Raw genomic sequence first — 17,311 nt, forward strand, 5'->3', positions numbered from 1 at the left:
AGGAACTTAATGTCTCAAGCTGCACTTTATAATTATTTAAAAAATTCTCACGAGGCAATAGATGTTCTTGTCTGCGAGGACTCCAAAGAAGCTGATGAACTGCAAAATGTAGTAAAGTTCTTTAACAAAGATGTTGTTGTCTTCCCTGATTTTCGTCCATCATACGGGGATGATCTGCGCTCTTATAAAGAAGAACTGCATGAGCTTTTACATGCTTTGCGTGAGTACCATTCATCAAAGAAAAAACCGCTTGTTATCTCGCCTTTGAAAACACTTCTTTTCCCTCTGCCGAAACCTGAGCTTATGAGTGAAATGACTTTGGAATTCGGTACAGAAATAGATCTTGCCGCCTTTAAGGAAAAGATGCTCTTTTGGGGGTACACCTTTGTCGATATGGTGCAGGTTGCCGGTGAGATTTCACATCGCGGCGATATTATTGATATCTTTGTGCCGTCATCTAAAAATCCTGTCAGGATCTCACTTTTCGATACAGAGATAGAACAGATCAAAGCATTTGACCTCGATACGCAGAGAACACTGGGTGAAGAACTTGAGAGTGTCAAGATAACGAGTGCTTTTTTCGCACTCGATGAAGCAAGTTACAATGAACTCAACAAACGAATAGAGGCAAGTGCGTTCGATGCACTCTCACGTGATATTGCTTCGCTTGGTTTTTGGCATCTTGATGCGATGGCGGAGAATTTTTTAGATGGTAAAAAAGCGCTGCTTTCACGCAGTCTCGATAATGCTCTTGTCGATGCCTATGCTATCAATAACCCGCAGATCTCACGTGAGGCATTTGAACTTGATATACTGCCTGAGAATGAGAGTGTGAAAGAGCTGGTTGTTGCCAATGTTGAGCAGTTGATAAAAGTTCACAAAGAGAAAAAGATCACGCTTATCGCAGCCAATAAAGCGACGGTGAAACAGGCGGGAATCTATGATACGACAAATATTAATGTCGTTGAAGCGCCCTATATTTTAAATATTATCACCGATGATGAGCTTGTTATCTCACTCAACAAGCCATCAAAGAAGCGAAGACGCAGAAAAAGTTCAATACTGCTGGATGACCTTAAAACCGGAGATTATGTCGTTCATGAAGATTATGGTGTGGGTATCTTTGAGAAAATCGAGCAGACTGAGATACTCGGTGGTGTAAAAGATTTCATTGTCATCAAGTATGTCGGAGATGACAAAATACTGCTTCCGGTTGAAAATCTAGACTACATTGATCGTTACATAGCCGGAGGCGGCAGTGTGCCTGTTCTTGATAGACTTGGAAAAGGAAGTTTTGGAAAATTAAAAGCAAAAGTCCGTAAACGTCTTTTGGAAATTGCCGGTCAGATTGTTAACACGGCTGCGGCACGCGCGCTTATCAAAGCACCTAAGATCTCTCTTAGTAAAAAAGAAGTGCAGGAGTTTCAGGCACTCTCCGGATTTGATTATACCGATGATCAGACACTCTCAGTCAACGAGATACTCACACAGATGAGTTCGGGGCATATCATGGACAGGCTGCTCAGCGGTGATGTCGGTTTTGGAAAGACGGAGATAGCACTCAATACAATCTATGCCGCATATAAATCGGGCTATCAGTCCGCTTTTATCGTTCCGACGACACTTCTCTCTGCACAGCACTTTAGAAGTCTGGATGAGCGTTTCAGCGAACTTGGCATTCGTTATGCAAAACTGGACAGATTTGTAACTGCCAAAGAGAAAAATGCCATCATAAAAGGGCTTGCAAGCGGTGAGATAGACTGTGTTGTCGGTACGCATACACTTTTTGGGCTGGAGTTTAAAAAGCTCGGTGTTGTTATCATAGATGAAGAGCACAAGTTTGGAGTGAAGCAAAAAGAGAAGATAAAAGAGCTCTATCATAATGTTCACCTGCTTTCCATGTCGGCAACACCGATTCCACGTTCACTCAATCAGGCGCTGAGTTCCATCAAAACCATGTCACAGCTGCTCACGCCGCCAAGTGAGCGTCAAGGGGTGCGTACCTTTGTTAAAGAGTACGATGAAAAGCTTATCAAAGAGGTTATCCTGCGTGAGCTTCGCCGCGGCGGGCAGGTCTTTTATGTACATAACTCCATCGATCATATGCCGATAAAAATGGGTGAACTAAAGGCCTTGCTTCCTGATCTGAGAATACTTATGCTGCATTCGAAGATCTCTGCCGTGGAGACTGAAAAAGAGCTGTTGAGATTTGAAGCGGGTGAGTATGATGTGATGATCGCGACAAGTATCATAGAGAGTGGGATTCATATGCCGCGTGTCAATACCATCATCGTTGATGGTGCGGACAGATTTGGGATCGCTGACCTGCATCAGCTACGTGGGCGTGTTGGTCGTGGTCATGTTGAAGGATTTGCCTACTTTATCGTACAAAACAGAGAAACTCTTACCGATGAGGCAAAAAAACGTCTTTTAGCGTTAGAGTCGAACTCCTTTTTAGGTTCAGGTTCTGTACTTGCTCATCATGACCTTGAGATCCGAGGCGGCGGTAATCTTGTCGGTGATGCACAGAGCGGTCATATTAAGAACATAGGGTATTCGCTTTACCTTAAAATGCTCGAAGATGCCATAAAAGAGCTTAGTAACACGAAAGAGAGTGAGCGTATCAAGGTTGATATCAAACTGACGATCTCGGCATATATCTCCGATGAGGTAGTGCATGAGGACAGACTCAGACTTGATGTCTACAGACGACTTTCCCAGTGCGAAGAAGTCGTTGAGATATATGAGATAGAAGAGGAGTTGATTGATAGATTTGGTGAGCTTGATATGCCGACGAAACAGTTTGTGGAGTTGATGGTCATCAAACTGCTTGCTTTGGATAAAAAGATCAAATCAATTGGAAATTATGGACAAAATATCACGTTTACCTATTTCAATGACTCAAAAGAGACAATCAAATCTGATAGTAAAGACGATGATGATATCATCAAAGCAACACTTTACTATCTGAGAAATGCAAAACCAAAGGCAGTGTAATGAAAATAGCTTTTATAGGCGATATCGTAGGCAAACCGGGTAGAGATATGCTTCAAAAGCATTTGCCGACATTAAAAGAGCAAGAGGGCATTGACTTTGTCATTGCAAACTATGAAAATGCTTCACACGGTTTTGGGCTGACGCTGAAAAACTGCAATGAACTTTTTTCTTATGGTGTTGATGTCATGACCGGCGGTAATCACTCTTGGGATAAAAAAGATATCTTGCCTCTTTTTGATTCACATGAGCTGCTGCGCCCACATAATTATCCTGATGAACTTGCAGGGACAGGATGCAAAGTATATGATGTTTGCGGTGAAAAACTTGCCATACTCAATCTTATGGGACACTACGGCATGCCTTATACAGACAATGCTTTTCGTTGTGCAGAAGAGTCTGTAAATGCTTTGCGTGAGGATGGAATTTACAATATATTTGTCGATTTTCATGCTGAAGCGACCAGTGAAAAAAGAGCGATGCTGATGCTTTTAGAAGGCAGAGTAAGCGGTATAATCGGTACGCATACGCATGTCTCAACTGATGACTTTCAGATAGTTGCTGGAACTGCTTATATGACAGATATCGGGTTGACAGGCTGCCGTGATAATGTCATTGGGATGGATAAAAAGGTACCGTTACAGCAATTCTTAACAGGAATGAAGGGACATTTCGACATTCCAAAGAAATGTAAAAAGATTTTGCAGATGGCCGTGATGGAGCTAGAAGAGGGGAAATGCACATCGGCTTTTAAATTGAAGATTTTAGATGATGGACGGACTTTGAAAAGTGAGGCATGGCTGGAAGACTAAGCTGCCGTTACTCTGTAGTAGTTGTCGTTTTCAATGTAAGTGTTGAGCATTTTTTCTTTTAAAAAAGTATGCTGAACCACCTGTGTCTCTTTAGGAAATTTACTATGTAAGCCAAAGTAAGAATTTTGGAGTGGAACTTTTGGTTTTTTCATATATGAGAAAGGGGTGACACTCTCTTTGTAAGCTGTTTTCGCCTTTTGCCTTTTTTGTACTTTTTCAAGTTCCTGTAAATTTGGGTTCTGTTCTTGTTGCCAAAGAAGAGAATATTTGGCAGCAGTGCTGAGTGGCTGTGGCGCTGGTTGGAGTTTTGTTTCCGTGTTGTCAGGTTTCTGCTCTGAAAGTAAAACAGGTTCACTTTTGTGTGAAAAACTCTCTTTTATAGAATTATTCGGTTTTATAGTCGCTACAGTTGGTATGAAAGTTGCATAGGAAGCAATAAACATAAGTAACTCCTGAATGTTAATATAATTATATCACATTTCATATAAATTTTTAAAAATGTGATAAAATTTAAGATGTTAATTTATATTTTTATATGCAAACAGGAAATTTCAGGTATAATAAAAAGAAATTTATAAAAAGGGAAGTTTGTGCTTAAAAGAGTAGTGACAATCAGTCTTTTTCCTATTATCATAACGCAATTTGCAAGTGCTTTAACACTTAAAGAGAGTGTTGTTGAGGTGATGGATACGAATCCGATTGTGCAAGAGAGGTTGAAAAACTACAGAGCAACACGTCAAGATCTGAATGTGGCTGAATCTGAATATCTCCCAAGCATCGATTTTAGAGCGAGTCTTGGGTATACAAAAGCGGGTATGCTGAAAAGCGGCAATGCCAGCTGGAATCACACAGTACTAGATGAGAAGTATGGTAACTATGAATCTTCTTTAGTGCTGACTCAGAATCTTTTTGACGGATTTGGAACGACGTATAAAGTTTCTTATCAGCAGGCACGAATTTTAGCGGCCGCTTACAACTACATAGAAAAAGCAAATGATGTTGCGTATAAAATGACAAATGCTTACCTTAATGTTCTGCGTGAGTATGAGCTGCTGCAAACCGCCCGTGAAAATGTGCAGATAAATGAAGAGATATTTAAAAAGGTTAAGGATCTGTACGATTCAGGGTTGACAACTGATTCGGAAGTTAAAAAGATCGAGTCTTCACTCTCACTTGCGCGTTCCAATCTGACTGTTCAAAAAAACAACACACGTGATAAAGAATATAACTTCCGCAGAATGCTAGGACGTATGCCGCAGGTTGCGCAAATGCAAAAACCCGATCTCAATGTTTCAATGCCAAGGAGTGTTGAAAGAGCTGCTGAGTATGCCATTAATCATAATCCCTCTCTTTTAGTGAGCCGATATAACATAAAAGGCGCACAGGCTCTTTGGAAACAGCATCAAAAAGAGTTCTATCCAAAGGTAGATCTTGAAGTCTCTCAAAACTTCAATGATGTCGAAAAAAGAAATCTTTTTGACCGACCTGATGACAGATTCAAAGCGCGTGTTGTTCTTTCATATAATCTTTACCGTGGCGGTGCGGACAGTGCTAATGTACAAAAAGATGTCAGTAAAATCAATCAGGAAGTCGAGACAAAACGTGACCTCAAGCGTCAGGTTATCGAAGCGCTTGATCTCTCCTGGAACGCTTATGAAATGATTGGCCTGCAGCTAAAAGACCTTAGAGACTACAAAAAGTTTGCAGAAAAAACGCTTGAACTTTATAAAGAAGAGTATGATCTCGGCCGCCGTTCTTTACTTGACCTGTTGACATCCCAAAATGATGTTATAAACTCTCGAGCGCAGATTATTAAAGCCGAATATGATTATCTGCTTGCCAAATACCGGATCTTAGATGCTATGGGACTGCTTCCTCTTGCTATTGTAGGAGATACAAAAGAGTTTGATTCGAGAGTAAATCTCTATGTAAACGGTGATGCAAATGAGGTACTTGATACTGTTCCTGTCAAATACGATGTGGACAATGACAAAATAACTGATGATGAAGACCTTTGTGATAATTCACTGTTGGAAAATAACATTATGCCTTACGGCTGCGTGAAGATGACTCGTGATAGCGATGGTGACGGTGTTATCAATTCAAAAGACAAATGTCCAAACACGCCGAAAAATGCAAAGGTCTCACCTGATGGTTGTGCAGTCGATGTCGATATGGATGGTGTCAAGGATTACAAAGACAAATGTCCAAATACCCCAATAGGCTATACCGTAGATGATAAAGGGTGTGCCACTTCTTTGAATCTTGGTGTCAATTTTGCCTACTATAGCGATGTCATTGACAAAAACTCATATGCCAATATTGAACGTTTTGCAGAGTTCGCCCAAAAGAATCCGCAGTATAAGATCCATATCGTAGGGCATACAAGTTCACGCGGTGATGCCGGACTGAACAAACAACTCTCTAAGAGAAGGGCAGAATCAGTAAAACGTGCTCTTGTTAAATTGGGAATCGACCCTGAAAGAATAACAACTGAGGGCAGAGGCGAAGAAGAACCAATCGCTGATAACAATACCCCAGAAGGTAGATATATAAATAGAAGAGTCGAAATAGAACTGACTCTTGGGGAAGAGTAGTATGAAAAGATTAGTATATATTTTTATTGGATTGATTACATCTACATTTGTGTATGCATCTGTTTCACATACGCTTGATGATACTTTTTTTGAAAAGGAATTTCAGCAAATTATCCGCTTTGAGATGCTGCATTTTAATGATGAAAACAGTTTAGATGAAAAATCAATAGAGACGTTAGATGCTGCTATAGTAAAGATCAAAGAGCTGCAAAAATCATCGAAAATCAAAGTAACTCTTGTCGGGCATGCTTATAAAGCGGCTGATTATTATCCGCAAAAGATGCAAAACAATCTTGGGTATGTCAATGAAAGCAGTAAAAATGATGACAATAGAAGTGAAAATTATGTTAAAGCAATAGAGAAAAAACTTATTGACAAGGGCATTGATCGTTCATCTCTTTATATATATGACAAAGAAGGACAGTTGCCTGCTTTTACCGATGAAATTCCTGAGAGCGGTTCGCTTTCAAATAGGGTTATGCTCAGCATATATGTATTAAAGCCGGAAGATATAGACAGTGACAGGGATGGTGTTTTTGACAGGTATGACAGATGTCCAGGTACGCCAAGAGGATCAAAAGTAGATAAGAACGGCTGTCCGATTGACAGTGATCATGATGGCGTTCTGGATTATAAAGATAAATGCCCTGATACCCCGCCTAAGGGTGTACTTGTAGATTCACACGGTTGTCCGCTTGACAGTGATCATGATGGTGTTGTAGATTACAAGGATAAATGTGAAAATACACCGGAGGGAATCAGGGTAGATCCTTTTGGCTGTCCACTTAAGCAGACACTCAAACTCCATTTTAAAAGTAATTCTGCTAAAATTTTGAAAAACTCTTATGGTGAAATACAAAAGTTTGCAGAGTTCTTGAAGAAAAATCCTGGCTATAAAGTAAAGATAACAGGACATACGGACAGTATAGGGAAAGCCGTTGTGAATATGCAGCTCTCTTTACAGCGTGCCAAGAGTGTTAAAAAAGCACTTGTTGCTGAAGGCATTGATGCATCGAGAATAGTGACAGCAGGACGCGGTGAACTTGACCCAATAGAGTCAAACAGAACCGCAGAGGGAAGAAAAGCAAATAGACGTATAGAGATAAAGCTTTTTCATTAAAAAATCAGGTGGCATATGAACGAACATAAAATATCGGTGCATGAGGACGTTTTACTTGATACCTTTGTCCTTTTTACCAAGCTTTTTCATAAGCCCTTTACGAAAGAGGCTCTTTTAGCAGGGCTTCCTATCCATGATTCTCAAAAACTTTTCTCCAAAGATAGTTCCAAATCACTTTTTTCCCGCGTAGCAGCACGCGCCGGTTTGAAATCAACACTTATCAAACGCTCAATTGAAGATATGCTCTCATTGCATCTGCCGGCTATTTTACTGCTAAGTAATGATAATGCCTGCATATTGGAAAAATTTAATGATGATAAAACGCAGGCAAAGATTATTTACCCTGAGGGTGACGGTCTTGAACAATGGGTTAGTGTGCATGATCTCGAAAAAGAATATTTGGGTTTTGCCTATATATTAAAAAAAGAGTTCGAGTATGACAAAAAGAGTTCACGAACACTGCAGCGTAAACAAAAACATTGGTTTTGGAGTACATTAAAGCTCTCTGTTCCAATCTACAGAGATGTGTTGATAGCATCATTCCTTATCAATCTCTTTGTTCTGGCAACACCGCTTTTTACTATGAATGTTTATGATAGAGTTATTCCAAACAATGCCGAAGAGACTTTGATGGTCTTTACCATAGGTATAGTTCTTGTCTATGTACTGGATTTTTTTCTAAAATTCACCCGTTCGTATCTTTTGGAATTAGCGGGTAAAAAAAGTGACATTATTATGTCCTCAATTATTTTTGAAAAAGTGCTTGATCTGAAGATGTCACAGCATCCGCCATCAGTCGGCTCTTTTGCAAACAATCTGAAAGATTTTGAGTCAGTCCGTTCTTTTCTTACTACAGCAACCATGACAGCCGTTATCGATCTGCCGTTTGCGATTATTTTTCTTGCTGTTATCTACTATATCGGCGGTGTACTGGTATTTGTTCCCTTAGTGACTATCTTTTTGATTCTTCTGTATGCATTGCTTATTCGCAAGCCATTGCGTGAGAGCATAGAAGCCTCTTATGAGGCAAGTGCCAAGAAAAACGGGATACTCATAGAAACCTTGCAAAATATCGAAACAGTCAAAACGATGCGAATGAATGGTAAAAAACAGTGGGAGTGGGAAGAATCTACGGGTGAGATTGCCGAGAAAAATCTTAAATCACGTCTGCTTTCTGCTTCCATTCCAAGTGTAACAAATCTTTTTGTACAGTTAAATACTGTCTTTGTCGTTGTCTTTGGGGTATATCTTATCAAAGAGTTTGAGTTGACTATGGGCGGGCTCATTGCCATTGTCATCTTGACATCACGAACAGTTGCTCCTATCGGACAGGCAGCTGCACTGATCTCAAACTATTCCGATGCAAAAACAGCCTATGATACGCTCGACGAAATCATCTCACGTGAGGTTGAACGTCCTGCTGGCCAGGAGTTTGTGGAACGTCCGAAATTTCAGGGAAAAATAGAGTTTAAAGACGTCAGTTTCAACTACCCTGGAACGGAAGTTCCGGCACTGACAAATGTCAGTTTTGTCATTAATCCCGGTGAAAAAGTGGCCATAATCGGTCGAATAGGTTCGGGGAAAAGTACGATCGCCAAGTTGATCTTGAAACTGTATGAACCGACAAGCGGAACAATTCTCATCGACGATATTGACATCGCCCAGATAGATCCGGCAGATCTGCGCCGGTTTATCTCTTATGTACCGCAGGATGTCCATCTCTTTAAAGGAACCATCAAAGACAATATCGTCTCTTCCGAACAGCATCCTGATGTCGGAGATGTCATCTATGCGGCACAGGTAAGCGGTGTTGAAGACTTTGTACGAATGCATCCAATGGGGTATGATATGCCCATTGGTGAACGAGGTGCAGGACTTTCTGGCGGACAGCGACAGAGTGTCGGTATTGCCCGTGCATTGATGCAGGAGAGCTCGATTATGGTCATGGATGAACCGAGCAACTCGATGGATCAAACGACAGAAAAAAATCTGCTTGACAGGCTAAAAGTAGAGCTAAAAGATCAGACAGTCGTGATAATTACACAGAAATTAGGACTTTTGGATATGGTTGAGCGTGTCATCGTGATGCATAATTCCAAAGTACTGCTTGATGATAAAAAAGAGACAGTTGTCAAACAACTCAGCGGAGTTTCCAATGGCTAAAAAAGAGATTAAAAAGAGCCTCTCCAAAAAAGATTATGAATTTATGCACTCACTGAGTGCGGCTGTGCTGGAAGTTGCACCGACGCGATTACGCATCGTGCTTTATTTCTGGGTTGCCGCCATCGTAATATTTTTGATCTGGGCAAATTTTGCAAAGATAGATGAGATAGCAAGAGGCAACGGTGAAGTGATTCCAAGCGGTGAAAATCAGATGATTCAAAATCTTGAAGGGGGAATAGTTGAAGAGATTTTGGTTCAAGAGGGACAGGAAGTAGAAAAAGGGCAGGTGCTTATTAAAATCGACAATCAAAAGTCGGTATCTTCATACAGCTCAAATGAGATAAAGGCAGAAGCACTACAAGCACAGATTTTACGTCTTAAAGCAGAGTCTACAGGACAGAAGTTCATAGTACCTCCAGATTTAAAAAAGAGACTTGCACAGTTTATTGACAATGAAAAAAGTCTTTACAATACCAATAAACAGCAATTAAACTCGAAACTCAATGCTCTCCGTGAGAAGCTGGCACAAAAAAAGCAGGAACTCGCTGAGGCATATTCACAAAGAGACCATCTTGAATCATCATACTCGATGATATCGCGTGAGGTAAGAATGACTAGACCGATGGTGGCAAAAGGGGTTCGTTCGAAGATAGATTTTTTAAAACTACAGCGTGAAGCGAATGATATTGCCTCAAAATATGATGCTGTTAAAAAGTCCATACCTCGCTTAAAATCGGCCATTAAAGAGGTCCAGAGCAATATAAAAGAGACAAAACTGAACTTTCAAAGTGAAGCGAAAACGAAGATGAATGAAGCTGTAGCAGAACTCAAAGGACTGCAGGTAGCATCAACTGCTTTGGAAGATCAGGTAACGCGTACTATTGTCAAGTCACCCATGAAGGGAATTGTTCAAAAACTCTATGTTCATACAGTTGGCGGCGTTATCAAGCCGGGTGAAGATATTATGGAGATTGTTCCAAGTGATGAAACCTTGCTTGTTAAGGTGAACATTAAACCAAAAGACATTGCTTTTATTTACTTGGGACAGCGTGCCATTGTAAAATTTACCGCTTATGATTTTTCTATTTATGGAGGTTTGGAAGGGAAGGTTGTCCTTATATCTCCAGACAGCTTTAAAGATGAAGAGGGAAATGTCTTTTATGAAGTTCGCATTAAAACCGATAAAAATTACATCGGCAGACATGGTAAGAAACTTAAAATTATTCCAGGTATGACGACAACTGTTGATATTATCACCGGTAAGAAAAGTGTTTTGGATTATATTCTCAAACCGATATTAAAAACAAAACAGTACACGTTTACAGAAAGATAACAGATGGATATTGTACTCTATAGTGATAATATAAATCTACTCTCTCATTGGGAAAAAGCATTAAAAAATGAGCAATATAAGAGTATTGATGATCTTGAAGATTTGCACAATATTGAAAACAGCATCATCATTGTAAATTATGCGGCCTGTCAAAATAGGTGTCAATCTTTGCTAAGTGAATTGCGTGAGCGAGGGAATCGACTGCTTGTTCTAGACAGGGTGCCAGAACTTGACACAGCAAAACGATTGTTAAAATACGGTGCGATGGGTTATGGCAATGCACTCATGCGGGATCATTTTATTCTTGCCGCAGTTGCTGCTTTGCGTGAGGGTATGGTTTGGCTGCATCCCCAATTGACTTCGCAGCTGATTTTGGAGATTCCTGAGAGTCAAGATGCCAATGAGGAACTGCTACAAAAGTTAACATCACGCGAGAGAGAGACAGCACTGCTTTTAAAAGAGGGGCTGACCTACAATGAGATTGCAGAGCGTCTTGAGATCTCGCCAAGAACGGTAAAAGCCCATGCACAAGGGATTTACAAAAAATTGAATGTCAGTGACAGAATCGGTCTAGCTCTTCTTTTAAAATAATTCATATTCACAAAATACTCATACTGTCCCTAGGGACAATATCTTTTTTTCTTCTTTTTCCCTATAATCAATAACAATCAAAAATTTGTCTAAATTTTTAGGAGAGAGAAAATGAAAGTAATTATAGCAACTGTAAAAGAAGTAAGCGGGAAATTTTTTGCAAAAGATGAGCATGGCAACGTAAAAGAACTGCATGTCGGTGATACAATTAGTAAAGATATGCTTGTTTACGGAGCTGACGGTAATAGTGCCGATGCTCACATTAAGATTGCTATGCTTAATCTTGAACAGGCACTTGAATTAACAGGTCTTGAAAAACAGCTTTTCGATCTCTCTCTCATCCAAGACGGCAACAATCTAGACGAATTCATCTCTCCAAACAGTGTAGACAAAGCACTTGATAAAACAGGGGTATACGCTGAAGACGGCGCAACAGATAAAGAAGAAAAAGACGGAACGATCAACGATGATGAAACAGCAGCAGGAAGCGAAGCAGTCGTAGGACACCTGCAAGAAGACCAGTTCGCTGCAAGAGATAATGATTTTGTTGATGTTCAAAGTACGCTTAGAGATGTACAGTTTGATAGTGCTGATAATGGCGTGAATATTGATGGGACTCCTGTGCTTTTAGATGATGAAAGTATATCCTCTCCAGCCGATACCGATACAAATGAGCCATTAACATTAACAGTGACTCCGGTAGACGGTCCATTCGTAGAAGACAGCACAAACGCAGGCGATACAGTAGCAACATCCACTGCAAATGACCCTGACGGCGGCGATATCACCTACACAATAGATGACACAACAAACTATGCCATCGATGCATCTACTGGAACAGTGACGCTCACAGCAGCAGGCGCAGCCGTAGTCAATGGTGGTGGCAATCTTCCAGACTTTACTGTAACAGCAGCCTCTACAACAGGACAAACTTCCTCTGCTACAGCCAATGTAAACCCAGCCGATACCGATACAAATGAGCCATTAACATTAACAGTGACTCCGGTAGACGGTCCATTCGTAGAAGACAGCACAAACGCAGGCGATACAGTAGCAACATCCACTGCAAATGACCCTGACGGCGGCGATATCACCTACACAATAGATGACACAACAAACTATGCCATCGATGCATCTACTGGAACAGTGACGCTCACAGCAGCAGGCGCAGCCGTAGTCAATGGTGGTGGCAATCTTCCAGACTTTACTGTAACAGCAGCCTCTACAACAGGACAAACTTCCTCTGCTACAGCCAATGTAAACCCAGCCGATACCGATACAAATGAGCCATTAACATTAACAGTGACTCCGGTAGACGGTCCATTCGTAGAAGACAGCACAAACGCAGGCGATACAGTAGCAACATCCACTGCAAATGACCCTGACGGCGGCGATATCACCTACACAATAGATGACACAACAAACTATGCCATCGATGCATCTACTGGAACAGTGACGCTCACAGCAGCAGGCGCAGCCGTAGTCAATGGTGGTGGCAATCTTCCAGACTTTACTGTAACAGCAGCCTCTACAACAGGACAAACTTCCTCTGCTACAGCCAATGTAAACCCAGCCGATACCGATACAAATGAGCCATTAACATTAACAGTGACTCCGGTAGACGGTCCATTCGTAGAAGACAGCACAAACGCAGGCGATACAGTAGCAACATCCACTGCAAATGACCCTGACGGCGGCGATATCACCTACACAATAGATGACACAACAAACTATGCCATCGATGCATCTACTGGAACAGTGACGCTCACAGCAGCAGGCGCAGCCGTAGTCAATGGTGGTGGCAATCTTCCAGACTTTACTGTAACAGCAGCCTCTACAACAGGACAAACTTCCTCTGCTACAGCCAATGTAAACCCAGCCGATACCGATACAAATGAGCCATTAACATTAACAGTGACTCCGGTAGACGGTCCATTCGTAGAAGACAGCACAAACGCAGGCGATACAGTAGCAACATCCACTGCAAATGACCCTGACGGCGGCGATATCACCTACACAATAGATGACACAACAAACTATGCCATCGATGCATCTACTGGAACAGTGACGCTCACAGCAGCAGGCGCAGCCGTAGTCAATGGTGGTGGCAATCTTCCAGACTTTACTGTAACAGCAGCCTCTACAACAGGACAAACTTCCTCTGCTACAGCCAATGTAAACCCAGCCGATACCGATACAAATGAGCCATTAACATTAACAGTGACTCCGGTAGACGGTCCATTCGTAGAAGACAGCACAAACGCAGGCGATACAGTAGCAACATCCACTGCAAATGACCCTGACGGCGGCGATATCACCTACACAATAGATGACACAACAAACTATGCCATCGATGCATCTACTGGAACAGTGACGCTCACAGCAGCAGGCGCAGCCGTAGTCAATGGTGGTGGCAATCTTCCAGACTTTACTGTAACAGCAGCCTCTACAACAGGACAAACTTCCTCTGCTACAGCCAATGTAAACCCAGCCGATACCGATACAAATGAGCCATTAACATTAACAGTGACTCCGGTAGACGGTCCATTCGTAGAAGACAGCACAAACGCAGGCGATACAGTAGCAACATCCACTGCAAATGACCCTGACGGCGGCGATATCACCTACACAATAGATGACACAACAAACTATGCCATCGATGCATCTACTGGAACAGTGACGCTCACAGCAGCAGGCGCAGCCGTAGTCAATGGTGGTGGCAATCTTCCAGACTTTACTGTAACAGCAGCCTCTACAACAGGACAAACTTCCTCTGCTACAGCCAATGTAAACCCAGCCGATACCGATACAAATGAGCCATTAACATTAACAGTGACTCCGGTAGACGGTCCATTCGTAGAAGACAGCACAAACGCAGGCGATACAGTAGCAACATCCACTGCAAATGACCCTGACGGCGGCGATATCACCTACACAATAGATGACACAACAAACTATGCCATCGATGCATCTACTGGAACAGTGACGCTCACAGCAGCAGGCGCAGCCGTAGTCAATGGTGGTGGCAATCTTCCAGACTTTACTGTAACAGCAGCCTCTACAACAGGACAAACTTCCTCTGCTACAGCCAATGTAAACCCAGCCGATACCGATACAAATGAGCCATTAACATTAACAGTGACTCCGGTAGACGGTCCATTCGTAGAAGACAGCACAAACGCAGGCGATACAGTAGCAACATCCACTGCAAATGACCCTGACGGCGGCGATATCACCTACACAATAGATGACACAACAAACTATGCCATCGATGCATCTACTGGAACAGTGACGCTCACAGCAGCAGGCGCAGCCGTAGTCAATGGTGGTGGCAATCTTCCAGACTTTACTGTAACAGCAGCCTCTACAACAGGACAAACTTCCTCTGCTACAGCCAATGTAAACCCAGCCGATACCGATACAAATGAGCCATTAACATTAACAGTGACTCCGGTAGACGGTCCATTCGTAGAAGACAGCACAAACGCAGGCGATACAGTAGCAACATCCACTGCAAATGACCCTGACGGCGGCGATATCACCTACACAATAGATGACACAACAAACTATGCCATCGATGCATCTACTGGAACAGTGACGCTCACAGCAGCAGGCGCAGCCGTAGTCAATGGTGGTGGCAATCTTCCAGACTTTACTGTAACAGCAGCCTCTACAACAGGACAAACTTCCTCTGCTACAGCCAATGTAAACCCAGCCGATACCGATACAAATGAGCCATTAACATTAACAGTGACTCCGGTAGACGGTCCATTCGTAGAAGACAGCACAAACGCAGGCGATACAGTAGCAACATCCACTGCAAATGACCCTGACGGCGGCGATATCACCTACACAATAGATGACACAACAAACTATGCCATCGATGCATCTACTGGAACAGTGACGCTCACAGCAGCAGGCGCAGCCGTAGTCAATGGTGGTGGCAATCTTCCAGACTTTACTGTAACAGCAGCCTCTACAACAGGACAAACTTCCTCTGCTACAGCCAATGTAAACCCAGCCGATACCGATACAAATGAGCCATTAACATTAACAGTGACTCCGGTAGACGGTCCATTCGTAGAAGACAGCACAAACGCAGGCGATACAGTAGCAACATCCACTGCAAATGACCCTGACGGCGGCGATATCACCTACACAATAGATGACACAACAAACTATGCCATCGATGCATCTACTGGAACAGTGACGCTCACAGCAGCAGGCGCAGCCGTAGTCAATGGTGGTGGCAATCTTCCAGACTTTACTGTAACAGCAGCCTCTACAACAGGACAAACTTCCTCTGCTACAGCCAATGTAAACCCAGCCGATACCGATACAAATGAGCCATTAACATTAACAGTGACTCCGGTAGACGGTCCATTCGTAGAAGACAGCACAAACGCAGGCGATACAGTAGCAACATCCACTGCAAATGACCCTGACGGCGGCGATATCACCTACACAATAGATGACACAACAAACTATGCCATCGATGCATCTACTGGAACAGTGACGCTCACAGCAGCAGGCGCAGCCGTAGTCAATGGTGGTGGCAATCTTCCAGACTTTACTGTAACAGCAGCCTCTACAACAGGACAAACTTCCTCTGCTACAGCCAATGTAAACCCAGCCGATACCGATACAAATGAGCCATTAACATTAACAGTGACTCCGGTAGACGGTCCATTCGTAGAAGACAGCACAAACGCAGGCGATACAGTAGCAACATCCACTGCAAATGACCCTGACGGCGGCGATATCACCTACACAATAGATGACACAACAAACTATGCCATCGATGCATCTACTGGAACAGTGACGCTCACAGCAGCAGGCGCAGCCGTAGTCAATGGTGGTGGCAATCTTCCAGACTTTACTGTAACAGCAGCCTCTACAACAGGACAAACTTCCTCTGCTACAGCCAATGTAAACCCAGCCGATACCGATACAAATGAGCCATTAACATTAACAGTGACTCCGGTAGACGGTCCATTCGTAGAAGACAGCACAAACGCAGGCGATACAGTAGCAACATCCACTGCAAATGACCCTGACGGCGGCGATATCACCTACACAATAGATGACACAACAAACTATGCCATCGATGCATCTACTGGAACAGTGACGCTCACAGCAGCAGGCGCAGCCGTAGTCAATGGTGGTGGCAATCTTCCAGACTTTACTGTAACAGCAGCCTCTACAACAGGACAAACTTCCTCTGCTACAGCCAATGTAAACCCAGCCGATACCGATACAAATGAGCCATTAACATTAACAGTGACTCCGGTAGACGGTCCATTCGTAGAAGACAGCACAAACGCAGGCGATACAGTAGCAACATCCACTGCAAATGACCCTGACGGCGGCGATATCACCTACACAATAGATGACACAACAAACTATGCCATCGATGCATCTACTGGAACAGTGACGCTCACAGCAGCAGGCGCAGCCGTAGTCAATGGTGGTGGCAATCTTCCAGACTTTACTGTAACAGCAGCCTCTACAACAGGACAAACTTCCTCTGCTACAGCCAATGTAAACCCAGCCGATACCGATACAAATGAGCCATTAACATTAACAGTGACTCCGGTAGACGTCCATTCGTAGAAGACAGCACAAACGCAGGCGATACAGTAGCAACATCCACTGCAAATGACCCTGACGGCGGCGATATCACCTACACAATAGATGACAC

9 protein-coding genes are annotated in these 17,311 nt (G+C 42.8%); 8 read left to right on the plus strand and 1 reads right to left on the minus strand.

Going from position 1 to position 17,311, the window contains the following annotated elements:
* Positions 1-9 precede the first annotated feature (9 nt).
* Both mfd and FM071_RS02230 read left to right on the plus strand, forming a co-directional pair.
* The gene (gene mfd, locus FM071_RS02225; RefSeq protein WP_193111410.1) at positions 10-2,997 is read left to right on the plus strand and encodes a transcription-repair coupling factor; all 2,988 of its coding nucleotides are present in this window, start codon (positions 10-12) and stop codon (positions 2,995-2,997) included.
* Positions 2,997-3,806, plus strand: a complete 810-nt coding sequence (locus FM071_RS02230; protein ID WP_193111411.1) for a TIGR00282 family metallophosphoesterase — start codon at positions 2,997-2,999, stop codon at positions 3,804-3,806. Before mfd ends, FM071_RS02230 begins: the two co-directional genes overlap by 1 nt.
* Here the strand turns inward: FM071_RS02230 and FM071_RS02235 are convergent.
* Positions 3,803-4,249 carry a hypothetical protein gene (locus FM071_RS02235; protein ID WP_193111412.1) on the minus strand — a complete coding sequence of 149 codons (447 nt, stop codon included), beginning with the start codon at positions 4,247-4,249 and terminating at the stop codon, positions 3,803-3,805. The genes FM071_RS02230 and FM071_RS02235 overlap by 4 nt on opposite strands.
* Positions 4,250-4,396: 147 nt before the next feature.
* On the opposite strand from FM071_RS02235, the gene FM071_RS02240 reads away from it, so the two are divergent.
* The 6 genes from FM071_RS02240 (at position 4,397) to FM071_RS02265 (ending at position 17,223) form a co-directional block, all read left to right on the plus strand.
* The gene (locus FM071_RS02240) at positions 4,397-6,403 is read left to right on the plus strand and encodes a TolC family outer membrane protein (protein ID WP_193111413.1); all 2,007 of its coding nucleotides are present in this window, start codon (positions 4,397-4,399) and stop codon (positions 6,401-6,403) included.
* A gap of 1 nt (position 6,404) precedes the next feature.
* Positions 6,405-7,523, plus strand: a complete 1,119-nt coding sequence (locus FM071_RS02245; protein WP_193111414.1) for an OmpA family protein — start codon at positions 6,405-6,407, stop codon at positions 7,521-7,523.
* A 15-nt stretch (positions 7,524-7,538) separates the two neighbouring features.
* On the plus strand, positions 7,539-9,686 hold the full coding sequence (locus tag FM071_RS02250; protein ID WP_193111415.1) for a type I secretion system permease/ATPase: 2,148 nt from the start codon (positions 7,539-7,541) through the stop codon (positions 9,684-9,686).
* Positions 9,679-11,019, plus strand: a complete 1,341-nt coding sequence (locus tag FM071_RS02255; RefSeq protein ID WP_193111416.1) for an HlyD family type I secretion periplasmic adaptor subunit — start codon at positions 9,679-9,681, stop codon at positions 11,017-11,019. Before FM071_RS02250 ends, FM071_RS02255 begins: the two co-directional genes overlap by 8 nt.
* A gap of 3 nt (positions 11,020-11,022) precedes the next feature.
* Positions 11,023-11,610: a response regulator transcription factor gene (locus tag FM071_RS02260; protein ID WP_193111417.1), complete on the plus strand. Its 588-nt coding sequence runs from the start codon at positions 11,023-11,025 to the stop codon at positions 11,608-11,610.
* 111 nt (positions 11,611-11,721) lie between these two features.
* Positions 11,722-17,223 (plus strand): beta strand repeat-containing protein, encoded by a 5,502-nt coding sequence (locus FM071_RS02265; protein ID WP_193111418.1) that lies wholly within the window; start codon positions 11,722-11,724, stop codon positions 17,221-17,223.
* Positions 17,224-17,311: the final 88 nt, after the last annotated feature.

This window comes from Sulfurimonas paralvinellae, from assembly GCF_014905135.1.
Taxonomy (GTDB): domain Bacteria; phylum Campylobacterota; class Campylobacteria; order Campylobacterales; family Sulfurimonadaceae; genus Sulfurimonas; species Sulfurimonas paralvinellae.

Bases quoted from the DNA above. Each gene is read 5' to 3' on its own strand.
- FM071_RS02255 (WP_193111416.1), top strand. From the start codon at position 9,679: ATGGCTAAAAAAGAGATTAAAAAGAGCCTCTCCAAAAAAGATTATGAA.
- mfd (WP_193111410.1), top strand. From the start codon at position 10: ATGTCTCAAGCTGCACTTTATAATTATTTAAAAAATTCTCACGAGGCA.
- FM071_RS02260 (WP_193111417.1), top strand. From the start codon at position 11,023: ATGGATATTGTACTCTATAGTGATAATATAAATCTACTCTCTCATTGG.
- FM071_RS02250 (WP_193111415.1), top strand. From the start codon at position 7,539: ATGAACGAACATAAAATATCGGTGCATGAGGACGTTTTACTTGATACC.
- FM071_RS02265 (WP_193111418.1), top strand. From the start codon at position 11,722: ATGAAAGTAATTATAGCAACTGTAAAAGAAGTAAGCGGGAAATTTTTT.
- FM071_RS02230 (WP_193111411.1), top strand. From the start codon at position 2,997: ATGAAAATAGCTTTTATAGGCGATATCGTAGGCAAACCGGGTAGAGAT.
- FM071_RS02235 (WP_193111412.1), bottom strand. From the start codon at position 4,249: ATGTTTATTGCTTCCTATGCAACTTTCATACCAACTGTAGCGACTATA.
- FM071_RS02245 (WP_193111414.1), top strand. From the start codon at position 6,405: ATGAAAAGATTAGTATATATTTTTATTGGATTGATTACATCTACATTT.